This window comes from Nocardioides sp. Soil796 (genome assembly GCF_001429525.1).
Lineage (GTDB): Bacteria > Actinomycetota > Actinomycetes > Propionibacteriales > Nocardioidaceae > Nocardioides.
Genome location: NZ_LMSQ01000005.1, coordinates 79,792 through 101,990, shown reverse-complemented (window position 1 = coordinate 101,990; position 22,199 = coordinate 79,792). Strand labels below are relative to the sequence as shown.

Here is a 22,199-nt window from a genome sequence, read left to right as displayed (position 1 = left end):
TCTCGTTGGTTTCCGTCACGTGAGGTCCTTCCCACGTATCTGTGCCGTTCCGGCTCGAGTGCCGACGGCTTCTCGTGTATGTGCCTCGTCGCGCCCGGTCGCGAGTCACACCGAGGTGACGGTCGCCGACTGCGACATGACGAGGAGGAGGGTGCACCGCGCCGGGCGAACCCAGAGGGAGTGCGAGCGCCTGATGATCGTGGCGCCCGACCAGAGTAACACCAGGTGACCGCCCTCACTGCGCACCCGTCGTACGCGTCGGCGTGGGGTCAACTGGTGACGACAACCCCGTGCGTGTCGACCTCGAGGTGAAGCGTCGTCCAGCCCTCAGGGCACTGCGCCATCAGGGACTCGGGGCCGGTCGACCAGCCCGCCACCGGGTGCACCGGGCCGTCGGTGAACGCCAGGACGGTCGGCCCCGCCCCCGAGACGATCGCCGGGTGCTCCTGGCCGCGCAGGGCCTCGACCAGCGCCAAGGACTGCGGCATCGCGGGCGTCCGGTAGGACTGGTGCAGGTAGTCGCGGGTGGCCAGGTGCAGCAGGTCCGGACGTCGGGCCAGGGCCGCGACCAGCAGCGCCGTACGTCCGGAGTTCGCCGCAGCGTCGGCGTGCGGGACGACGTCGGGCAGCAGGCCCCGGGCGGCCTCGGTCGAGACGGGGGTGGACGGGATGAAGACCACCGCCGAGATGCGCGGGTCGACGACCGACCCGGCGGCGTAGAAGTCGTTCGCCTCACGTCCCGAAATCACGAAGCCCCCGTAGAGCGCAGGCGCCACGTTGTCGGGGTGCCCCTCGATCTCCGCCGCGAGGCGGAACATCGCGTCGTCGTCGAGCAGCAGCTGCCCGCCGGCGACGAGGCCGCGGGCCAGGGCGAGGCCCCCGACGATGGCGGCAGATGACGAGCCCAGGCCGCGCGCGTGCGGGATGCGGTTGACGCAGCTCAACGACAGGCCCGGAGGTTCGGCGTTCATCAGACCGAACGCAGCCCGCATCGCACGCACCACCAGGTGCGACTCGTCGCGGGGTACGTCGTCCGCACCGGCACCCTCGACGTCGATGCGCAGGCCGGAGCCGGTCACCGTGCCGGTGAGCTCGTCGCGCAACGAGAGGGCCAGGCCGAGCGAGTCGAAGCCCGGTCCGAGGTTGGCCGAGGTCGCCGGCACCGAGACCGTGACCGGGCCGTCGACGAATCGCGCCATGTCAGGCGAGACCGGCCGCCGCCGCCGCGGACTCGACGTCGGGGTCGACCACGTTGTCGACGAGGTCGCCGAACCCCTCGAGTGCGGTCGCGGTGTCCTTGAGCCCGTGGCCGGTCACGGTGATGACGATCGTCTTGCCGGTGAAGTCCTCGCCACCGACGTGCGCCTTCAGCAGACCAGCCACACCGGCTGCCGAGGCCGGTTCGACGAAGACGCCGTCGCTGGAGGCCAGCGCCTTCTGGGCGGCCAGGATCTCCTCGTCGGTCAGCGAGGTGAACCCGCCGCCCGACTCGGTGGCGGCGTCGACGGCCAGGGTCCACGAGGCGGGGTTGCCGACCCGGATGGCGGTGGCCTTGGTCTCGGGGTTCGGGAACGGCTCTCCGGTCACCAGGGGTGCGGCACCCTCGGCCTGGAAGCCACGCATCACGGGCAGCCGAGTGGCGTCACCGGAGGCGACGTACTCGGTGTAGCCGAGCCAGTACGCCGAGATGTTGCCGGCGTTCCCGACCGGCAGGAAGTGCAGGTCGGGGGCCTCGCCGAGGAAGTCGACGATCTCGAACGACGCGGTCTTCTGGCCCTGCAGGCGGATCGGGTTGACCGAGTTCACCAACGCGACGGGGTACTTCTCGGACAGGCCGCGGGCGATCGCCAGGCAGTCGTCGAAGTTGCCGCGCACCATGATGACCTGCGCGCCGTGCACGATCGCCTGGGCCATCTTGCCGGCCGCGATCTTGCCATCGGGCACGAGCACGAGCGGCTTGATGCCGGCCTTGGCCGCGTAGGCCGCCATCGACGCCGACGTGTTGCCGGTCGAGGCGCACACCACGGCCTTGGCGCCCTCGTGCACCGCCACGGAGATCGCCGCGGTCATGCCGCGGTCCTTGAACGAGCCGGTGGGGTTGTCACCCTCGACCTTGAGCCACACCTCGGCGCCGGTGAGGCCCGAGAGCCATCCGGAGGAGACCAGCGGGGTGCCGCCCTCACGCAGGGTGATGGCCGGGGTGCCCTCGGGGATGTCGAGGCGGTCGCGGTACTCCTCGACGACGCCGCGCCACTGGTGCGTGCTCACTCTGATTCACCTTCCACGCGCATCACCGAGGTGACCTCGCGAACCATGTCCATGCCCCGCAGGTGCTCGACGGTGGCGCTGAGTTGGGCGTCGGTCGCCCTGTGGGAAACCACGACGAGCTGTGCGTCGGCGCCGCGGCCTTCCTGGCGGACGGTCTGGATCGACACGTCGTGCTCGGCGAAGGCGAGCGCAACAGCCGCCAGCACACCCGCGCGGTCCTGGACGTCGAGCGCCACGTGGTAGCGCGTGATCGTCTCGCCCATGGGCAGCACGACACGATCGGCGTACGCCGACTCCCCCGCGCCGCGCGTTCCGCCGAGACGGTTGCGGGCCGCGGTGACGAGGTCACCGAGCACCGCCGACGCGGTCGGTGAGCCGCCGGCGCCGGGGCCGTAGAACATCAGCTGACCGGCCGCCTCGGACTCGACGAAGACCGCGTTGTAGGCCTCACGCACCGACGCCAGCGGGTGGGTGAGCGGGATCATCGCCGGGTGCACGCGCGCCGAGACAGCGTCGTCCTTGAGCTCGCAGATCGCCAGCAGCTTGACCACGCACTTCATCTCGCGGGCCGACTGCACGTCGGCGGCGGTCACCTCGGAGATGCCCTCACGGTAGACGTCGTCGGCGGTGACCCGGGTGTGGAACGCGATGCTGGCCAGGATGGCGGCCTTCGCTGCGGCGTCGAAGCCCTCGACGTCGGCGGTCGGGTCGGCCTCGGCGTACCCGAGCTCCTGGGCCTCCTCGAGCGCCTCGCCGAAGCCGGCACCCGAGGTGTCCATCTTGTCGAGGATGAAGTTGGTGGTGCCGTTGACGATGCCGAGCACGCGGGTGACCTTGTCACCGGCCAGCGACTCACGCAGCGGCCGCAGGATCGGGATCGCGCCGGCGACGGCCGCCTCGTAGTAGAGGTCGCGCCCCGCCTTGGCCGCGGCCTCGAAGAGCGTCGGCCCGTCTTCGGCGAGCAGCGCCTTGTTGGCCGTGACGACCGAGGCGCCGTTCTCGAGCGCGGTCAGGATCAGCGACCGGGCCGGCTCGATGCCACCGATCACCTCGACCACCAGGTCGAGGTCGCCCCGGGCGAGCAGCGCGTCGGCGTCGGTGGTGAGCAGTCCCTCGGGCACCTCGACCTCGCGGGTCGCGTCGAGGCGGCGTACGGCGACGCCGACCAGGTCGACCGGCGCACCGATCCGCGCGGCCAGGTCGTCGGACTGCTCGGTGAGCAACCGCACCACCTGTGAGCCGACCGAACCGCATCCCAGGACTGCGACCTTCAGCCGCTTGCCAGCCTCACTCAACTGCTTGCTCCATCACGTCGGGGTGCCACGTCGGTGGCCAGAAGATCGTCCTCAGTCTCTCGCCGAACGACGACGCGCGTGACGCCGTCCCGTACAGCGATCACCGGCGGGCGCAGCGCATGGTTGTAGTTGCTGGCCATCGAGCGGCAGTAGGCGCCGGTGCCGGGCACCGCGACGAGGTCTCCGGGGCGTACGTCGCCCGGGAGGAACTCGTCCTTGACCACGATGTCGCCGGCCTCGCAGTGCTTGCCGACCACGCGGGCCAGGACGGCGGGCGCCTCCGAGACGCGTGAGGCCAGCGTGCACGAGTAGTCGGCGTCGTAGAGGGCGGTGCGGATGTTGTCGCTCATGCCGCCGTCGACGCTGACGTAGACCCGTCGCGCGCCGCCGTCGAGGGCGACCTCCTTCACCGTTCCGACCTCATAGACCGTGCACACGCTCGGCCCGACGATGGCCCGACCGGGCTCGATCGAGAGGCGCGGCTCCTCGATGCCGAGCGCGCGGCACTCGTGCTCCACGATCTTGCTCATCTCGGTGGCCAGCTGCGCCGGGTCGGACGGGTCGTCCTGGGTGGTGTAGGCGATGCCGAAGCCCCCGCCGAGGTCCATCTCGGGCATGTCGACCGACAGCTCCTCGGAGACCCGGGCGTGCAGCGCCAGCACCCGTCGGGCGGCCACCTCGAAGCCCGAGGAGTCGAAGATCTGACTGCCGATGTGGCTGTGCAGCCCCAGGAGCTCGAGGCCCGGCGCGGCGAGCACGCGGCGTACGGCCTCGAAGGCGTCGCCCGAGGTGATCGAGAAGCCGAACTTCTGGTCCTCGTGGGCAGTGGCGATGTATTCGTGGGTGTGCGCCTCGACGCCCGCGGTCACCCGCAGCATCACCTTCACCGACCCCCCGGTCGAGGAGGCACGTCCCACCTCGAGACCAGCCGTGATCGCCTCGAGCCGCTCGATCTCGTGGAGGGAGTCGACCACGATGCGGCCCACATCGGCCTGGATCGCACGCCGCAGCTCGGCGGTGGTCTTGTTGTTGCCGTGGTAGCCGATGCGCGACGGGTCCACGCCACCACGCAGGGCGACGGTCAGCTCACTGTTGGAGCACACGTCGAGGCACAGACCCTCCTCGGCGATCCACGAGGCGATCGTCGTGCAGAGGAACGCCTTGCCGGCGTAGTAGACGTCGTACGCCGAGAACGCGTCACGGAAGGCGCGCGCCCGGCCGCGGAAGTCGTCCTCGTCGAGGACGTACGCCGGTGAGCCGTGCTCGGCGACGAGGTCACGGAGGTCCACTCCCCCGACGACCAGCGCACCGTCGTCGTTCTTGTGCGCGGTCGACGACCAGAGCTGGCCGACCAGGGCGTTGGCGTCGTCGGGCTCACGCAACCAGTGGGGTCCCCGGAGGGCACCGTCAGCGTGGGCCCAGCCGGAGGGGTGGGCGGTAGGCACTCCGGATCACATCCTCTCGGGCGCGGAGACGCCCAGGAGGGCGAGGCCGTTGGCCAGCACGGTCCGGGTCGCGTCGACGAGCAACAGCCGCGCCCGGTGCAGGTCCGTGGTCTCCTCGTCGCCGCGGGGCAGCACCCGGCAGCTGTCGTAGAACCGGTGGTAGACGCCGGCGAGGTCCTCGAGGTAGCGCGCGACCCGGTGCGGTTCGCGCAGCTCGGCGGCCGCCTTGACCACGCGCGGGAACTCCGCGAGGGAGCGCAGCAGCACGCCCTCCTTCTCGTGGACCAGGAGCTCGGGGTGCGACGCCGCCACGACGTCGAGGTCGGCCGCGTTGCGCAGCAGGCTCGCCACCCGTGCGTGGGCGTACTGCACGGTGAAGACCGGGTTGTCGTTGGTTGCCTTCGCCCACAGGTCGAGGTCGATGTCGATGGGCGAGTCCGAGTGGTAGCGGGCCAGTGCGTAGCGGCTGGCGTCGACACCGATCGCGCCGACCAGGTCGTCGATGGTGACGACCGTCCCGGCACGCTTGGACATCCGCAGCGGCTGGCCGTCGCGGAGCAGGTTGACCATCTGGCCGATCAGGATCTCGAGGTTCTTGCCCGGCTCGTCGCCGAATGCGGCACACATGGCGTTCATGCGGCCCACGTAGCCGTGGTGGTCGGCGCCGAGCATGATGAAGCAGCGGTCGAAGCCCCGCTCCCTCTTGTCGAGGTAGTAGGCCAGGTCGCCGGACAGGTAGGCGCCGTTGCCGTCGGACTTGATGATCACGCGGTCCTTGTCGTCACCGAACTTCTCGGTGGCGAGCCAGAGCGCGTTGTCCTTCTCGTAGGTGTTGCCGAGCTCGGTGAGCCGCTCGACCGCCTTCGCGACGGCACCGCTCTTGTGCAGGTTGTCCTCGTGGAAGTAGACGTCGAAGTCGACGCGGAAGTCGCGCAGCGACTTCTTGATCTCGTCGAACATCATCTCGACGCCGATCCGGCGGAAGACCTCGCGCGCCTCGTCGTCGCCGAGCTCGAGGACGTCGGGCTCCTGCGCGACGATCGCTGCGGCGATGTCCTGGATGTACTCGCCGCCGTAGCCGTCCTCGGGGGCCGGCTCCCCCTTGGCGCTGGCCAGCAACGAGTTGCTGAACCTGTCGATCTGGCCGCCGTGGTCGTTGAAGTAGTACTCCCGGGTGACCTCGGCGCCGGTCATCGTGAAGATTCGGCCGAGCGCGTCACCGACGGCAGCCCAACGCACGGCACCGATGTGCAACGGACCCGTGGGGTTGGCCGAGACGAACTCGAGGTTGATCTTCTCGCCGGCGAACGCGTCGGAGGCGCCGTACGATGACCCGGCGGCCACGACCTCGGCGGCGAGCCGGCCCTGGGCGCCCGCGTCGACCGTGATGTTGAGGAAGCCGGGACCGGCGATCTCGACCTCGGCGACACCGTCGGCGGCAGTCAGCTTCTCCGCCACCAGCTCGGCGAGGGCGCGCGGATTCGTGCCAGCCTTCTTGGCGAGCTGGAGGGCGACGTTGGTGGCGTAGTCCCCGTGGCCCTTCTGTCGCGGCCGCTCGATCGTCACCTCGGAGGGAACGCCGTCGGGCAGGGCGAGCGCGCCCTGGTCGACCAACGAGGCAAGGGCATCGACGACTGCGGTGGAGAGCTGTTCGGGAGTCACCCGGTAAGCCTATCGGCGGACCTCGGTTTCACGTCAGCGAGTATCGACCGGTAGTCTTCGGCAGCGCGCTGCGACGCGCATGCCTCCGTAGCTCAGGGGATAGAGCACTGGTTTCCGGTACCAGGTGCCGCAGGTTCGAATCCTGCCGGAGGCGCTCGACCGAATCACCACCACAACCCCGCCCGAACGTGCGGGGTTGTCGGCATTTCGTGACCCGTGTGACTGGTGTGAACCATCCGAATGCCGGGCAATCTCGCCATTCTCCAGCGGGTTTGCCCAATTTTGGGGAAGATTTCCACGTAACGAAGTGGACTGCCTCTCGTTGCATCCGGTGAGACCTTTCATCGGGAGCTGACATAGGCGGTCTCGGACCACTATTTATCGTTTTGGGGAGACAACCTGTGAAGACTTCAGTGCGGCGTATTCTCGCTGCTTCAACGGCCACGGCAGTGGCCATGGTCGGTGCGCTCGGCCTTGCCGGCAGCGCGAACGCGGCACCCGCCGCGGCCGCGACGACCATCACGAACTACGCGTTCCAGGGCTGGGCCTACGGCACCTACGCGAACGTCGGCCTCGCCGGCGTCTCGTCGTCGCCGACCGCCTACTCCTGGCTGGGCTGCACCCGCCGTACCGGCATCATCCGTGACCGCAGCGTCGCCGCCGCCAACGTGCCGAACCCGAGCCCCGTGCTCAAGGTCGGCGCCGTGGCCAGCCGCAGCCGCACCTACAAGTCCGGCAGGACCGTCGGCATGCGCAGCACCAACCGGGTCGCCTCGGTCCGTCTCGGCGCTGCCGACGGGCTGAACCTCAGCATCACCGGTCTCTCCACCACGGCCGACGCCCACGCCCGGTCCGGCAGGTTCGGCACCAGCGCGTCGTTCAGCTCGGTCGACATCGCCGCCAACACCGGCACGCCGCTCGACGACATCCTGAACCAGGTCGGCGCCGGCGTCGGCGACCTGATCAAGCAGCTGCAGAAGGCCACCGGCAACGAGCTCACGCTCCCCGGTCTCGGCGTCATCCGGCTCGGCAAGACGCGCAAGGCGGCCTACGCCCACCACGCGTTCGCCAACGCCGTGGCGTTGAACGTCACGCTCTTCGGTCTCGACGGCCACGCCGGCGGATCCGACGACGTCAACGTGACCATCGGTCGCTCCTTCGCCCAGATCAGCGACGACGTCCCGTCAGCCGTGATGGCCGGCAACGCCCGGGTCCTCGAGGCCAAGGTGCTCGGCGGTGTGGTCACCGCGGGTCCGATCTCCGAGCGCTCCATTCCCTGTGAGGGCACTCGCGGCGTGGTCCGCAAGAGCGCGACGGTCGGCGCCAACCTGCTGAACCTGAACGCCGTCGTCGCCGGTGTCGCCCAGGCCCGGGTGTACGGCGTGCAGCAGAGCCGTGGCCGCGCCAAGGCCTGGACCGAGGCCGCACTGGCCGACATCAAGCTGGGCGTCGGCGACTCCAGCCTGCAGGTCAAGGGCGTCGTGGCCCGTGCCAACGTGGCGCGCTCCGCCAAGGGCCGCATCGCCAAGAGCACAGCCGGAAGCTCGGTCGCCTCGATCACCTTCGGTGGCAAGGCCTACAAGGTTCCGGTCCCCGGCCAGACGCTCGACATCGGCGGGCTGGTCAAGATCCAGTCGATGGTGAAGTCGACCACCAAGACCGGCATCACCGTCACGGCCCTTCGGGTGACCGTGCTCGGCGACCAGACCGTCGTGGTGAACATCGGCGTGGCGAAGGCCAGCCTGCGTCGCACCTGATCCACCGCATCACCTGACAGACGCTGAAGGGGCGGCTCCGATCCGGAGCCGCCCCTTCACGCTTTCCCGAGCTCACGCCCGCCGGTTCAGCAGTGGGAGATCACGGCGTCCTTGCGGGCGTCGTTGCCGTAGCGCCGCGCCTGGTCGACGTACGGCAGGACGACGCTGGCGCCACCGATGTTCCCGATGCTGCCGTTGACCACGCAGTGGGTGATCCGGTCGCTGCGCACCGCCGCCACCGCGCGTGCGATGCGGAAGAGCTCCTTGGGCGGCACCCGGGCGTCCATGTGCTGCATGACCGCCAGGGTGCCCTTGTCGAGGAAGCCGGGCTGGTCCTGCCGGGCCTTGACCTGCCGGTGGATCGCCTGCAGTGTCTCCTGCTGGTTCGCCGACCGGTCGAAGTCACCACGCGGCAACGACTTGCGCACCCGCGAGAACGCCAACGCCCCCAACCCACCGAGGTGCTGCTTGCCCACCTTGAAGCCCTGTGGCCGAAGGTAGGGGTCGCTGAAGGCGTGCCGCGAGTTGACCGTGATGCCGCCGATCGCGGTGACCATGTTGCGCAGCCCCATGAAGCTGGCCACCATCACGTAGTCGGGTTCCACGCCGGTGAGGCCCTTCACGGTCTCGGCCATCAGCTGCGGACCGCCGAAGTAGAGGGCCGCGTTGATCCGGTTCGACCCGTGTCCCGGGATCGAGACCCAGGAGTCGCGCGGCATGCCGATCGCCGTGGCCGCGCCAGTGCGGCTGTTGATGCCGACCAGCTGGATGGCGTCGGCACGGCTGCGCAGCACGTTCTGGCCGGGCCGGGCATCGGAGCCGAGAGCCAGGATCCACACCACGTCCGGCGACAGGTCGACCCCCTGCGCGCGCTGCACCTTCACGAGGGTCGCGTCGGTCTGGCTCACCGAGCTGTTCGGCACGAGCAAGAGCGTCGCGGAGAGTACGGCGGCCAACGCCGTCCTGCTCAGTAGTCGTCGCATCAGTTGTCCTTCCTCGACGCCGGCACGGCCCTGGCCGAGCGCGCCACGTCGTACTCGAAGATCCGCCAGGTGCCCTTGACCGGGCTCAGGGTCAGCCGACCTGTCACCGTCACGCGGCGCCGGGCGTCACCGTCGGTGTCGAAGACGAGCCGGAAGCGCGCGGTGGCACCCACCGCTCGCTTCGACGCGCCGAGCAGGTCGACCTTCACGGTGCGGCGTACGACGGTCACCTCGTCGATGCGGCCCGCCAGCTGGGCGTTCGAGGTGAGCGTCCTGTCGTGCCGGGCCTGCGCTGCCAGGTCGCGGGTGAAGCCGGGCCACGAGCCCTTCATGCTGCGCCGGGGGAAGTCGCCGCCGACCCAGGCCGCCTCGAACCACGTGTCGACGGTGCGTCCGACCGTCGTCACTGCCTGCGTGCGCCGCTTCGGCGGGAGCTTGCCGGTGACCTTGCCGACCGTGGCCACCAGGGGCACCTGGGCCACCCGGGGCTCGTCGAGCCCCGGCGCACGCCCCTTCTCGGTCGGGTCGTCGCCCTCGTCGTCGGAGCTGCATCCGCTCGCGAACAGGGCCAGGACGAGCACCAGTGCGGCTCCTCGTGCTCGCCGATTTCTCTTCGTCGACATCAGTCGTGCACCTCCTCAATGGTGATACCGGCAACACCTTGCCCGAGAAGGGAGACCAGCCTCTGCATTTGTTGCCGGGTGGGTCTAGCCTTGACGCTTGTATCGACACCCCGCAAATGCCGCACCGGAAGAGGCGAACCAAGCCGTGGCTGAGTCTTCTCAGAACAACCGACTTATCGACTTCGGAGCCAACGAGTGGCTCGTTGACGAAATGTTCGAGCAGTACCAGAAGGATCCGGCCAGCGTGGGCCCGGAATGGACCGCATACTTCAAGGATCAGGGCGGCTCCAACGGGGCCGCTCCCGCATCCGGAGACGCCTCCGCGCCGGCCTCACGGACGACCGCACCGACCGCGTCCGCCCCGGCCGCGGCACCCTCCCAGCCCGCGCAGCAGGCTGCGGCGGCTCCCGCCGCGGCAGCGCCTGCGGCAGAGACACCCGCGGCCGACTCCGCGACGCCGGCTCCGGTGGCCAAGCCCCGCCCGGTGAGCAAGCCGGTCGAGCCCGCCAAGGGCACCGCGAACCCCGAGCCGCGTGACCCCAAGCCCAGCGAGCCGAGCGAGCCGACCGACGAGCCGAAGCACACCGTGCTGCGCGGCATCGCGGCCGCCACGGCGAAGAACATGGACGTCTCCCTCCACGTCCCGACGGCAACCTCGGTGCGCAACGTCCCGGTGAAGCTGCTGTGGGACAACCGCGTGGTCATCAACAACCACCTCAAGCGCGCCCGTGGTGGCAAGGTCTCGTTCACCCACCTCATCGGCTACGCGATCGTCAAGGCGATCCGCTCGATGCCGGAGATGAACAACTCCTACACCGAGACCAACGGCAAGCCCACCATGGTCACGCCGGCGCACATCAACCTCGGGCTGGCCATCGACCAGCAGAAGCCCGACGGCACCCGCCAGCTCGTCGCCCCCTCCATCAAGGCGACCGAGTCGATGGACTTCGCCGGCTTCTGGACGGCGTACGAAGCGATCATCCGCAAGGCCCGCGACAACAAGCTGTCGATGGACGACTACACCGGCACCACGATCAGCCTGACCAACGTCGGTGGCCTCGGCACCAACAACTCGGTCCCCCGCCTGATGGCCGGCCAGGCCGCGATCATCGGCGTCGGCTCGATGGACTACCCGCCGGAGTTCCAGGGCGCGTCCGAGGAGACGTTGACCCGCAACGCGGTCAGCCGCATCCTCACCATCACCTCGACCTACGACCACCGGGTCATCCAGGGTGCCCAGTCGGGTGAGTTCCTGCGCCGGCTGCACCAGCTGCTGCTGGGCGAGGAGGGGTTCTACGACGAGATCTTCCGCTCGCTGCGCATCCCCTACGAGCCGATCCGTTGGGGCAACGACATCGCCACCAACCACGATGACGAGATCAGCAAGCAGGCCCGCATCCTCGAGCTGATCCACGCCTACCGGGTGCGCGGTCACATGATGGCCGACACCGACCCGCTCGAGTACCGCCAGCGCAGCCACCCCGACCTCGAGATCGAGTCGCACGGGCTGACCCTGTGGGACCTCGACCGCGAGTTCGCCACCGGCTCGTTCGGTGGCGAGGGCCGCCGCTTCATGCGCCTGCGCCAGATCCTCGGCATCCTGCGTGACTCCTACTGCCGCACCATCGGCATCGAGTACATGCACATCCAGGACCCCGAGCAGCGTCGCTGGATCCAGGAGCGCGTCGAGCAGCCGCACGTGAAGACGCCCCGCGAGGAGCAGTTGCGGATCCTGCTGAAGCTCAACCAGGCCGAGGCCTTCGAGACCTTCCTGCAGACCAAGTTCGTCGGCCAGAAGCGGTTCAGCCTCGAGGGCGCGGAGACCACCGTGCCGGTGATCGACGAGATCTGTGAGGCAGCGGCCGAGTCGGCCCTCGACGAGGTCTGCATCGGCATGGCCCACCGTGGGCGCCTCAACGTGCTGGCCAACATCGTCGGCAAGAAGTACTCCCAGATCTTCCGCGAGTTCGAGGGCAACATCGACCCGCGCACCGTCCAGGGATCCGGCGACGTGAAGTACCACCTCGGCGCCGAGGGTGAGTTCCTCTCGGGCCTCGGCGACAGGATCAAGGTCTCCGTGGCCGCGAACCCGTCGCACCTCGAGGCCGTCGACCCGGTGCTCGAGGGCATCGCCCGCGCCAAGCAGGACGTCCTCGACCGGGGCGCCGAATACCCCGTGCTCCCGCTGCTCGTGCACGGTGACGCGGCGTTCGCCGGTCAGGGTGTCGTCGCCGAGACGCTCAACCTGTCGCAGCTGCGCGGCTACCGCACGGGCGGCACGATCCACCTGGTGGTCAACAACCAGGTCGGCTTCACCACCTCCCCCGGTTCGTCGCGCTCCTCGCTCTACTGCACCGACGTCGCCCGCATGGTGCAGGCGCCGATCTTCCACGTGAACGGCGACGACCCCGAGGCCTGCATCCGCGTGGCTCGTCTGGCCTTCGAGTACCGCCAGGCGTTCCGCAAGGACGTCGTCATCGACCTGGTCTGCTACCGCCGTCGCGGTCACAACGAGGGTGACGACCCGTCGTACACCCAGCCGTTGATGTACGACCTGATCGAGCAGAAGCGGTCGATCCGCAAGCTCTACACCGAGTCCCTGATCGGTCGTGGCGACATCACGATCGAGGAGGCCGAGACCGTGCTGCGCGACTACCAGCAGCAGCTCGAGCGGGTCTTCACCGAGGTGCGTGAGGCCAAGAGCTCGCCCGACGAGTGGACCACCGTTCCGGACTACCCGGAGAAGCCCGCGGGCGAGGCGGTCACCAAGATCAGCCAGGACGTCCTCAAGCGCATCTCCGACGCCTACGTCACGCCGCCGGAGGGCTTCACCGTCCACCCGAAGGTGATGCCGCAGCTCCAGCGTCGCGCCACGGCGATCACCGAGGGCCCGATCGACTGGGGCACCGGCGAGATCCTGGCATTCGGCTCGTTGCTGATGGAGGGTCGTCCGGTGCGTCTGGCCGGCCAGGACTCACGTCGCGGCACGTTCGTGCAGCGGTTCGCCACCATCATCGACCGCACCAACGCCGACGAGTGGACCCCGCTGAGCACGCTCACCGAGGACCAGGCCCGCTTCCACGTCTACGACTCGCTGCTCTCCGAGTACGCCGCCCTCGGCTTCGAGTACGGCTACTCCGTGGCCCGTCCCGACGCCCTGGTGCTGTGGGAGGCCCAGTTCGGTGACTTCGTCAACGGCGCACAGACCGTCATCGACGAGTTCATCACCGCCGGTGAGGCCAAGTGGCGCCAGCAGTCGGGCGTCGTACTCCTCCTGCCGCACGGCTACGAGGGCCAGGGCCCCGACCACTCGTCGGCCCGCATCGAGCGGTTCCTGGCGATGTGTGCCGAGGACGCCATGGTCGTGGCACAGCCGTCGACGCCCGCGTCGTACTTCCACCTGCTGCGCCGGCACTCGCTGGGTGAGGAGCACCGCCCGCTGGTGGTCTTCACGCCCAAGTCGATGCTCAAGCGCAAGGAGGCGGCCTCGCAGCCGGCCGACTTCACGCAGGGGTCGTTCCAGGGCCTGATCGGCGACGACCAGGCCGACCCGAACACCGTCGACACGCTGCTGCTGTGCTCGGGCCGGGTCACCTGGGACCTCATGGTCGACCGCGGCAAGCGCGAGAACGGCAACCGTTTCGCGATCGCCCGCGTCGAGCGCCTCTACCCGTCGCCCGACGAGCAGATCGCCGACGAGATCAAGAAGTTCCCGAACCTCAAGACGGTCCGCTGGGTGCAGGACGAGCCGCAGAACATGGGCCCGTGGCCGCACTACGCGCTCAACGTCTGGAACAAGCTCGGCATCGAGGTCCAGCCGATCACCCGGGCCGCCTCGTCGGCGCCCTCGGTGGGCGTGGCCAAGCGGCACCAGGAAGAGCAGCGCAACCTGCTCGACCGTGCCTTCGAGTGAGCTGAACCAGATGTACTTCACCGACCGCGGCATCGAAGAGCTCGAGAAGCGTCGGGGTGACGAGGAAGTCACCCTGGCGTGGGTCGCCGACCGGTTGCAGGAGTTCACCGACACGTTCCCGGAGTTCGAGACCCCCGTCGAGCGGCTGGCCACCTGGCTGGCCCGCCTCGACGATCCGGAGGACTAGGACACGCCCTGGTTCCAGACGCAGAGCGGCCCCGCGACTCGATGAGTCGCGGGGCCGCCTTGCTTGTCTGCCGATCAAGCCGTGCTCAGCAGGTCAGCCCTGTCGTGGAGCCGGCCGGATCGTCACCTCGGGGATCGTCGCGTCCCCCGGCAGGTCGAGCACGTGGACGATCGTCCCGGCCGCGGTCTGCGGATCGATCCAGTTGCTCGCGTCGTACGCCGCCCCCTCCTGCTCGTGCACCTTCTGCTGCATCGCGGTCGCCGTACGTGAGGGGTAGACGGTGGTGACGCGTACGCCGTTCCCCTGCTCCTCGGCACGCAGGGCGTCGGCAAACGCGCGCACCCCGAACTTCGAGGCGGCGTAGGCCGACCAGTGTGCGTTCGCCGTGAGACCGGCGGAGGAGTTCACGACGAGCACCAGGCCACGCGCAGCACGCAGCGCCGGGAGACAGGCCTTGGTGAGCAGCATCGGGGCCACCAGGTTCACGTCGAGCTGCGCGCGAAGGTCGTCCACCTCGAGCTCCGCCACAGGACCCAGCTCGACGACACCCGCGATGTGCAGCACGCTGTCGAGGGCATCGGGCAGGCCGGTCAGGGACTGCTCCAGCGAAGCCGGGTCGGCGAGGTCGGCCACGAACACGTGCGCCTGGGGGAACTCGCGTGACAGGTCGTCGGCGCGCTGCGCCGAGCGGGCGGGCAGCCACAACTCGTCGCCGCGACCGGCGAGGATGCGGGCGACCGCCGCACCGATCCCCGAGCCGGCGCCGGTGACCAGGTGCCGGCCCGGTGCCGTCATCGGGTGAGGACGATCTTGCCGAACACGTCACCCTTCGCCATTGCCGCGAAGCCCTCACGTGCGTCGGCCATGGGGATCTCACGGTCGATCAGGGGGCGGGTGCCGGTGGCGTCCAGCATCTGGGTCAGGGCGGCCAGCTCACGGCTGGTGCCCATCGTCGAGCCGACCACGCTCAGCTGGAGGAAGAAGATGCGGGTCAGCTCGGCGTCGTCGAGCTGTGGGCCGGACGTCGTACCGCTGATCACGATCCTGCCGCCGGGGCGCAGGGCCCGGATCGAGTGGGACCAGGTGGCGCGGCCGACGGTCTCCATGACCGCGTCGACCTTCATCGGCAGCCGGGCGTTGGACTCGAAGACCTCGTGGGCACCGATCTCGAGGGCGCGGGTCCGCTTGGTCTTGTCGCGGCTGGTGGCCAGCACCTTCAGGCCGCCGGCACGAGCCAGCGTGATCAGCGCGGTGGCCACGCCGCCGCCGGCGCCCTGCACCAGCACGCTGTCGCCGGCCTTGAGCCCGCCCTGGGTGAAGAGCATGCGGTACGCGGTGAGCCAGGCGGTCGGCAGGCAGGCCGCCTCGGCGAACGACATCGAGGCGGGCTTGGCGATCACGTTGCGCCTCGGCACGATCACCTTGTCGGCAAAGGTGCCCTGGTGGCGCTCGGAGAGCAGGGAGCGCTTCGGGTCGAAGGTCTCGTCGCCGGACCAGTCCGGGTCGCTGACGACGGCGTGCACGAGCACCTCGTTGCCGTCCTCGTCGAGACCCGCGGCGTCGCAGCCGAGGATCATCGGCAGCGACTCCTCGCGGAGCCCGACCCCGCGCAACGACCAGAGGTCGTGGTGGTTGAGCGAGGCTGCCTTGACGGTGACCGTCGTCCAGCCATCAGGGGCGACCGGGTCGGGACGCTCCCCGACCACCAGGCCGCTCAGCGGATCTTCGGACGAGAACTTCTCTGCATAGACCGCAAACATGACCCGAGCCTAGCGACGTGTGGAGCCTTGCCGGCTGGGTGGTCAGTCGCTGGTCAGTCGGTGGTGGTCAGTCACCCGTGATGCGGGCGACTCCGTCGCGACGAGCCGCCTCGGCCACCGCGGCCGCGACCGCCGGGCCGACCCGCGGGTCGAACGGCGAGGGAATGATGCAGTCCTCGGTGAGCGCGTCGCCGACGAGATCGGCCAGCGCCTCGGCGGCGGCCAGCTTCATGCCCTCGGTGATCGCCCGGGCGTGCACGTCGAACGCACCCCGGAAGATGCCCGGGAAGGCCAGCACGTTGTTGATCTGGTTGGGGTAGTCGGACCGGCCGGTGGCAACCACGCGGGCGTGCCGGTGGGCGACGTCGGGGTGCACCTCGGGCGTGGGGTTGGCCAGGCCGAAGATGATCGCGTCGGCCGCCATGGTCGCCACGATCTCCTCGGGAACGTTGCCACCGGAGACACCGATGTAGACGTCGGCGCCCTTCATGACGTCGGCCAGGCTGCCCGTGCGACCGAAGTTGTCGGCGGTGTCTCGGGCGAGGTCCTGCTTGACCTGGGTGAGGTCGGAACGCTCGGAGTTGAGCACGCCCTGCCGGTCGATGACGGCGATGTCCTTGATGCCCGCCTCGAGCATGATCCGGGTGACCGCCACGCCCGCGGCGCCGGCACCGGAGATCACGACGCGGGTCGTCTCGGCGAGGCGCCCGGTGAGCTTCAGCGCGTTCTTCAGGGCGGCCAGGGCGACCACGGCGGTGCCGTGCTGGTCGTCGTGGAAGACGGGGATGTCGAGGCGGTCCTTGAGCCGTTGCTCGATCTCGAAGCAGCGCGGCGCAGAGATGTCCTCGAGGTTGATGCCGCCGAAGGACGGCGCCATGCGGGCCACGGTCTCGACGATCTCGTCGACGTCGGTGGTGGCCAGGCAGATCGGGATCGCGTCGACGCCGCCGAACTGCTTGAACAGCACCGCCTTGCCCTCCATCACGGGCATGGCTGCGGCCGGTCCGATGTCGCCCAGGCCAAGAACGGCCGTTCCGTCGGTGACCACGGCCACCGTGTTGGGCACCCACGTGAAGTGGCGGGTCATCTCGGGGTCTTCGGCGATCGCTTCGCAGACGCGGGCCACACCCGGCGTGTAGGCGAGCGACAACTCGTCGGCCCCGGCCAGCTCGACCCGGGAGCGGATCTCCATCTTCCCGCCGACGTGCAGGTCGAAGACGGGGTCGCCCGCGAACGGGTGCTCCGCGTTGTCGTTCACAGAGGAAGGCATGACGGACTTTCGTAAGAGAGTGCGGTGTGGGCGGGCCCAGCTCGACGCGTCAGAGGTGGTTCGCGGAACTTGTCGGACCAGGGGGTCTCCCTGCCGGTCATCTTGTCATAACCCGGGCGCGCACAGAATGGCGATTCCTTCCGTGCCGAAGAAGTGAGACGCGCGTCACCGCCGCAGGATCGGCCACACCCGGCGCCGTACGACGCCCAGCACCGCCTCGGCCGGCACGACCCCGCGGTGCCGGGAGTCGATCCCCTCCCCCGGGTTGTCGCTGAGCAGCCACCAACCCGGATCGCCCGAACGGGTCTGGCGGGCCCCGTCGACCCGCTTGACCACGAGGGTGCCGTCGACGAACCGGGCCACCACGACGTCGCCGGGCCCCACGGGTACGTCGTAGCGCACGAGGACCCGATCTCCGTCGCGCAGGCCCGGCTCCATCGACCTGCCGCGGACGACGGCGATGCCGAACCGGCCAGTGACACCCGCCTGCCGTCCTCTGCCCATGCGGAGTAGTGTCGCAGTCAGCTCAACCGTCAACGTTCATCTGTCGAAGGAGAGGACGCCAAGCATGCTTGCGCGACTGTTCGCCCCCACCGTCGAGGTCCAGGCCCACTGCGACTTGCCGTGTGGTGTCTACGACCCCGCCCAGGCCCGTATCGAGGCCGAGTCCATCAAGGCCGTCATCGGCAAGCTCGCCGACAACGACGACCCGGACTTCCGCACCCGCGCGGTCCTGATCAAGGAGCAGCGCTCCGAGTTGGTCAAGCACCACCTCTGGGTGCTGTGGACCGACTACTTCAAGCCCCCGCACTTCGAGAAGTACCCGCAGCTGCACACGCTGGTGAACGAGGCGACCAAGCTTGCCGGCGCGACCGGCACCAAGGGCTCCATGGACGCCGAGGTGGCCGACCAGCTGCTCGCCAAGATCGACGAGATCGCCGAGATCTTCTGGGAGACCAAGAAGGCCTGAACGATCTCGACGGAGTCGAGCCGTTCAGGCCTTCGCCGTCCAAAGGAAGGGTGTCGCGCCCCAGCGCGGCACCCTTCACCGTTTACCTGCACCACGGGCGGGTCGGCCGTTCAGGCCTTCGCCGTCCAAAGGAAGGGTGTCGCGCGCCAGCGCGGCGCCCTTCTCCGTTTACCGGCACCACGGCCGGGTCGGCCGTTCAGGCCTTCGCGTTCACTTGAACATACAGTTCAGACCCGGGGACCATCGTCTGAGCGTGCGTTGCCCCCGTCGTACGGCGAACTGTGTGTTCAGGTGAACGCATTGCTCCGTGCCCGACGCCTTGGCGACAAGTGAAGGCCCGGCGATCGTGACCATCCGGTGAAGAGGTCGTTGAGCCGGGCTCCGCCCGCACGAGCGGAGCAGGCGATATGTTGTCCGCATGCGACCCGATGTCGAGCTCCGACTTCCCGTAGACAGCGCCTACGTGTCCGTGCTGCGGGCCACCACGGTGAGCCTGGCCGCCCGGCTCGACTTCACCCTCGATGACATCGAGGACCTCCGCATGGCCGTCGGCGAGGCCTGCGCCATGGTGCTGCCCTCCGCGACCGAGGGCACGGACCTGACCTGCCAGTTCTTCATGAAGTCCGGCGAGGTCACCATCACGATCACGGTGCCCAGCACCACGGCAGAGCTGCCGGAGGAGGACGGCTTCGCGTGGCAGGTGCTCAGCGCCCTGACCACGCACGCCGATCTGTCGACCGGTGACGGCACGCTCGCGGTGACGATGACGATGAACTCGACGGTCGACGCCTGACATGAGTGCCGAAACCGGGGGACCCCCACAGCGCATGCCGCTGGCGGAGATCAAGGCAGCCAGCGCCGCGCTCTTCGACAGGGTGGCTGACGACGGCCTGAGCGAGGCCATGCGGTCCGGAGCCCGCGACGACCTGGTGCGCCTGCACCTGCCGTTGGTGGAGCACTGCGCACGCCGTTTCCGCAACCGTGGCGAGCCGTTCGAGGATCTCGTCCAGGTCGGCACCATCGGGCTGATCAAGGCCGTCGACCGTTTCGACACCGACCGCGGGGTGGAGTTCTCGACGTACGCCACCCCGACGATCATCGGCGAGATCAAGCGGCACTTCCGCGACAAGGGCTGGGCGATCCGGGTTCCCCGGCGCCTCCAGGAGCTCCGCATGCAGATCAGTGCGTGCACCGCCGAGCTCAACCAGTCGCTGGGCCGCTCCCCCACGCCGTCCGAGCTGGCCGGGGCGATCGGCTGCTCGGTCGAGGAGGTCATCGAGGGCATCGAGTCGAGCAACGCCTACTCGACGCTGTCCTTGGACGCCGGCAGCGACAGCAGCGAGGAGGGTTCGCTGAGCATGCTCGACACGATGGGCATCGACGACGAGGGCCTCGAGCACGTGGAGCTCCGCGAGTCGCTGAAGCCGTTGCTCGAGCAGCTGCCACCCCGCGAGAAGAACATCCTGATGCTGCGGTTCTTCAAGAACATGACGCAGTCCCAGATCGCCACGGAGGTCGGGGTCAGCCAGATGCACGTCTCACGACTGCTCAGCAAGACCCTCGACCACCTGCGTGAGGCACTGGCCGACTCGAACTGAGCCCTCGGCCAGGTGACGTTCAGTCGACCTCGGCGCCGTCGTCGTCCGCGAGGAAGTCGATGCTGGCCGGGTGCAGGGCTCCGACCAGCACGATCAGCGCCACCACGAGCAGGCCGATGGCCACGCCGGTCGTCTCACCGCCGCGGAAGCTCCAGGCCATGCCGAGCAGGAGCAGCTGGGTGAGCACGATCGGGCTGCGCGCCCAGGACCCGCCCCGGTTCATGGACCACGCGGCCCAGAGCAGGAAGACGCCGTACCCGCCGAAGAACAGCGCGGTGGTCAGACCCATGGTCAGGCGCTCCGTGGAGACGTTGAAGAGCTCCAGGACGCCGTACCCGAGCATTGCCACGCCCTCGACCCCGGTCAGGCTGGCTGCGACGGTCAGGGGCGCCGGAGTTGCGCTGTCGGGGAGGGTGCTCACGGGTAAAAACCATACTTGTGACCAAAGTGACCCCGGTAAGGGGTTGTCACGGGGTCCAGTTCTTGCGAATCTATTGCGTGCGCCTTGAACAGGTTCGCGAGAGCCTGCGCGCACACCGAACTTTTACGCAACGATCCACAGGTCGTTGACGCCGCTAGTGAAAAGGAAGTCCCCCGCCATGGATTGGCGCCATCGCTCCGCATGCCTCGATGAGGACCCGGAGTTGTTCTTCCCGATCGGCAACACCGGTCCCGCGATCCTTCAGATCGAGGAGGCCAAGCAGGTGTGCCGACGCTGCGAGGTGCGCGAACAATGCCTCGCCTGGGCCCTCGAGGCGGGACAGGACCACGGCGTCTGGGGTGGACTCGGTGAGGACGAGCGTCGCGCGCTGAAGCGCCGCAACGCCCGGGCTCGCGTCCGCACTGCGTAGTCGCGGCCTCAGGTCTGCTTTCGGTCACCGGGCCTCGGCACGTTTCGAATGCGCCGAAAGCACGCCCGAGACCAGGGTTCACTCAATCGGAAGATCGATCTGGACCCGCGTGCCGTGCTGCAACGGCGCGTGCGCGGCTCCCATGTCGAGCACTCCGGCCAGCTCCGACTCGACCAGGGTGCGCACGATCGACAGGCCCAGGTTGACGGTTCCGTCGAGGTCGAAGCCGTCGGGCAGCCCCTGCCCGTCGTCCTCGATCGTGACGTGCAGTCGACCCACGATGCGCCTGGCGTCGAGGGTGATGCGGCCCGAGTCGCCGGTGGAGTAGCCGTGCTCGACCGCGTTCTGCAGCAGTTCGGTGATCACCATGGCCAGTGCCGTGGCGGCCTCTGAGGCGAGCACTCCGAAGGTGCCGGTCCGTACGACGCGCACCGACTCCCCCACCGCACTGACATCGGTGACCATGCGTCCCAGGCGGTCGGCGATCTCGTCGAACTCGACGTGCTCCTCGACGGCCTGGCTCAGGGTCTCGTGGACGATGGCGATCGACCCGACCCGGCGTACGGCCTCTTCGAGCGCGGCCTTGGCGTCTGGAGTGTCCATGCGTCGGGCCTGCAGTCGCAGCAGCGCGGCCACGGTCTGCAGGTTGTTCTTCACCCGGTGGTGGATCTCGCGGATCGTGGCGTCCTTGGTGACCAGCTCACGGTCGCGCCGCCGCAGGTCGGTGACGTCACGCAGCAGGATCAGCGCTCCGATGTGCTCGCCTGCCGGTCGCAGCGGAATGCTGCGAGCGATCACGGCGGCGCCGCTGCCGGTGATCTCGGCATCCTTGTGGAGGTGGCCGCCGAGCACGGAGCTGAGCGTCTCCTCATCGGGTCGCTTGCGAGGCGGCACGAGCTGCCGGGTCAGATCGGTCAGCACGTGTCCGACCAGGTCACCCGTGTGGCCGAGCTTCCGGTAGACGCTGAGGGCGTTGGGTGAGGCGTAGGTGACGATGCCGGTGAGTCCCACGCGGATGAAGCCGTCGCCGACCCGGGGTGTGTCGGCGTGGTCGCTGCGCTCGCCGGCCGAGGGAAACAGGCCCTGGCTGATCATCTGGGTCAGGTCGGCCGCGGTCTGCAAGTAGGAGAGCTCGAGCCGGCTCGGCGTCCGCACGCCCAGGAGGTTGGTGTTGCGGGCGACCACCGCGATCACCCGGTCGCCACGACGGACCGGGATCGTCTCGACCCGCACCGGCACGTCGTCACGCCACTCCGGGTCGCCCTCGCGGATCACCCGACCCTGTGCGAAGGCCATGTCGAGCATCGGTCTGCGGTTGACCGGCACGAACGTGCCCATGACGTCGTCGAGGAGCGCGGTCGGACCCGTGGTCGGGCGCATCTGGCCGCCGGCCCAGAATCCCTTGCCCTCGTGGTCAGGCAGCCACAGGACCAGGTCGGCGAAGGAGAGGTCGGCGATGATCTGCCAGTCGGCCATCAACCGCTGCAGCCAGGCCAGGTCGCCGGAGTCGAGGTCCGTGTGCGCCTTGGCCAGTTCATCGAGAGTGGGCACTGCGCCAGAGTAGTGGTCATCGCCGGACGAGCCACGGATGCTGTCCAGCATCGTTCATGCCCGGAG

The 22,199-nt window shown here is 69.1% G+C and carries 20 protein-coding genes and 1 tRNA gene; 8 read left to right on the top strand and 13 right to left on the bottom strand.

From position 1 onward, the window contains the following. Window positions 1–269: 269 nt before the first annotated feature. Genes thrB through argS form a run of 5 tightly spaced genes read right to left on the bottom strand, consistent with a single transcriptional unit; the run spans window position 270 to window position 6,670 of the window. The gene (gene thrB, locus ASH02_RS03110) at window positions 270–1,199 is read right to left on the bottom strand and encodes a homoserine kinase (protein ID WP_056686393.1); all 930 of its coding nucleotides are present in this window, start codon (window positions 1,197–1,199) and stop codon (window positions 270–272) included. Window position 1,200: 1 nt separating this feature from the next. Further along, window positions 1,201–2,268, bottom strand: a complete 1,068-nt coding sequence (gene thrC, locus ASH02_RS03105; RefSeq protein ID WP_056686392.1) for a threonine synthase — start codon at window positions 2,266–2,268, stop codon at window positions 1,201–1,203. Next, window positions 2,265–3,563, bottom strand: a complete 1,299-nt coding sequence (locus ASH02_RS03100) for a homoserine dehydrogenase (RefSeq protein WP_056686389.1) — start codon at window positions 3,561–3,563, stop codon at window positions 2,265–2,267. The genes thrC and ASH02_RS03100 overlap by 4 nt, the downstream gene beginning before the upstream one ends. After that, complete coding sequence (lysA, locus tag ASH02_RS03095) at window positions 3,560–5,008, bottom strand: diaminopimelate decarboxylase (protein ID WP_056686386.1); 1,449 nt, start codon at window positions 5,006–5,008, stop codon at window positions 3,560–3,562. The genes ASH02_RS03100 and lysA overlap by 4 nt, the downstream gene beginning before the upstream one ends. Before the next feature lie 6 nt (window positions 5,009–5,014). Then, window positions 5,015–6,670, bottom strand: coding sequence for an arginine--tRNA ligase (argS, locus tag ASH02_RS03090; protein WP_056686375.1), 1,656 nt, complete (start codon window positions 6,668–6,670; stop codon window positions 5,015–5,017). Window positions 6,671–6,751: 81 nt separating this feature from the next. On the opposite strand from argS, the gene ASH02_RS03085 reads away from it, so the two are divergent. Both ASH02_RS03085 and ASH02_RS03080 read left to right on the top strand, forming a co-directional pair. Beyond that, a tRNA-Arg gene (locus ASH02_RS03085) sits at window positions 6,752–6,824 on the top strand. Between the two features lie 247 nt (window positions 6,825–7,071). After that, a complete protein-coding gene (locus ASH02_RS03080) occupies window positions 7,072–8,427 on the top strand; it encodes a choice-of-anchor P family protein (protein WP_156388877.1) in 1,356 nt (451 codons plus the stop codon). Between the two features lie 86 nt (window positions 8,428–8,513). Here the strand turns inward: ASH02_RS03080 and ASH02_RS03075 are convergent, their stop codons facing one another. Both ASH02_RS03075 and ASH02_RS03070 read right to left on the bottom strand, forming a co-directional pair. Continuing rightward, window positions 8,514–9,410 (bottom strand): LCP family protein, encoded by an 897-nt coding sequence (locus ASH02_RS03075; RefSeq protein WP_056686369.1) that lies wholly within the window; start codon window positions 9,408–9,410, stop codon window positions 8,514–8,516. Further along, window positions 9,410–10,033 (bottom strand): hypothetical protein, encoded by a 624-nt coding sequence (locus ASH02_RS03070; protein WP_156388876.1) that lies wholly within the window; start codon window positions 10,031–10,033, stop codon window positions 9,410–9,412. Before ASH02_RS03070 ends, ASH02_RS03075 begins: the two co-directional genes overlap by 1 nt. Window positions 10,034–10,178: 145 nt before the next feature. On the opposite strand from ASH02_RS03070, the gene ASH02_RS03065 reads away from it, so the two are divergent. Together ASH02_RS03065 and ASH02_RS03060 are read left to right on the top strand one after the other, a co-directional pair. Next, entirely contained in the window at window positions 10,179–13,946 is a 3,768-nt protein-coding gene (locus tag ASH02_RS03065; protein ID WP_056686361.1) for a multifunctional oxoglutarate decarboxylase/oxoglutarate dehydrogenase thiamine pyrophosphate-binding subunit/dihydrolipoyllysine-residue succinyltransferase subunit, read from the top strand. Between the two features lie 10 nt (window positions 13,947–13,956). Continuing rightward, window positions 13,957–14,133 carry a DUF6104 family protein gene (locus ASH02_RS03060; protein WP_235530257.1) on the top strand — a complete coding sequence of 59 codons (177 nt, stop codon included), beginning with the start codon at window positions 13,957–13,959 and terminating at the stop codon, window positions 14,131–14,133. A 93-nt stretch (window positions 14,134–14,226) separates the two neighbouring features. Here ASH02_RS03060 and ASH02_RS03055 read toward each other — a convergent pair whose 3' ends face one another. The 4 genes from ASH02_RS03055 to ASH02_RS03040 form a co-directional block, all read right to left on the bottom strand. After that, a complete protein-coding gene (locus ASH02_RS03055) occupies window positions 14,227–14,928 on the bottom strand; it encodes an SDR family oxidoreductase (protein ID WP_056686357.1) in 702 nt (233 codons plus the stop codon). Continuing rightward, on the bottom strand, window positions 14,925–15,893 hold the full coding sequence (locus tag ASH02_RS03050; protein WP_056686353.1) for a zinc-binding dehydrogenase: 969 nt from the start codon (window positions 15,891–15,893) through the stop codon (window positions 14,925–14,927). The genes ASH02_RS03055 and ASH02_RS03050 overlap by 4 nt, the downstream gene beginning before the upstream one ends. A 67-nt stretch (window positions 15,894–15,960) precedes the next feature. Next, a complete protein-coding gene (locus ASH02_RS03045) occupies window positions 15,961–17,163 on the bottom strand; it encodes an NAD(P)-dependent malic enzyme (RefSeq protein ID WP_056686349.1) in 1,203 nt (400 codons plus the stop codon). Between the two features lie 165 nt (window positions 17,164–17,328). After that, window positions 17,329–17,667: a S24 family peptidase gene (locus tag ASH02_RS03040; RefSeq protein ID WP_056686347.1), complete on the bottom strand. Its 339-nt coding sequence runs from the start codon at window positions 17,665–17,667 to the stop codon at window positions 17,329–17,331. A gap of 64 nt (window positions 17,668–17,731) precedes the next feature. Here ASH02_RS03040 and sodN point away from each other — a divergent pair, with 64 nt between their 5' ends. The 3 genes from sodN (at window position 17,732) to ASH02_RS03025 (ending at window position 19,731) form a co-directional block, all read left to right on the top strand. Then, complete coding sequence (sodN, locus tag ASH02_RS03035; RefSeq protein ID WP_056686344.1) at window positions 17,732–18,133, top strand: superoxide dismutase, Ni; 402 nt, start codon at window positions 17,732–17,734, stop codon at window positions 18,131–18,133. 418 nt (window positions 18,134–18,551) lie between these two features. Further along, window positions 18,552–18,926 carry an anti-sigma factor gene (locus ASH02_RS03030; RefSeq protein WP_056686341.1) on the top strand — a complete coding sequence of 125 codons (375 nt, stop codon included), beginning with the start codon at window positions 18,552–18,554 and terminating at the stop codon, window positions 18,924–18,926. Window position 18,927: 1 nt separating this feature from the next. Beyond that, window positions 18,928–19,731: an RNA polymerase sigma factor SigF gene (locus tag ASH02_RS03025; RefSeq protein ID WP_056686339.1), complete on the top strand. Its 804-nt coding sequence runs from the start codon at window positions 18,928–18,930 to the stop codon at window positions 19,729–19,731. 19 nt (window positions 19,732–19,750) lie between these two features. On the opposite strand, the gene ASH02_RS03020 is transcribed toward ASH02_RS03025, so the two are convergent. Then, the gene (locus tag ASH02_RS03020; protein ID WP_056686336.1) at window positions 19,751–20,152 is read right to left on the bottom strand and encodes a hypothetical protein; all 402 of its coding nucleotides are present in this window, start codon (window positions 20,150–20,152) and stop codon (window positions 19,751–19,753) included. Between the two features lie 178 nt (window positions 20,153–20,330). Here ASH02_RS03020 and ASH02_RS03015 point away from each other — a divergent pair, with 178 nt between their 5' ends. Next, the gene (locus ASH02_RS03015; protein WP_056686333.1) at window positions 20,331–20,582 is read left to right on the top strand and encodes a WhiB family transcriptional regulator; all 252 of its coding nucleotides are present in this window, start codon (window positions 20,331–20,333) and stop codon (window positions 20,580–20,582) included. Between the two features lie 78 nt (window positions 20,583–20,660). On the opposite strand, the gene ASH02_RS03010 is transcribed toward ASH02_RS03015, so the two are convergent. Next, window positions 20,661–22,133, bottom strand: a complete 1,473-nt coding sequence (locus ASH02_RS03010; protein WP_056686785.1) for a sensor histidine kinase — start codon at window positions 22,131–22,133, stop codon at window positions 20,661–20,663. Window positions 22,134–22,199: the final 66 nt, after the last annotated feature.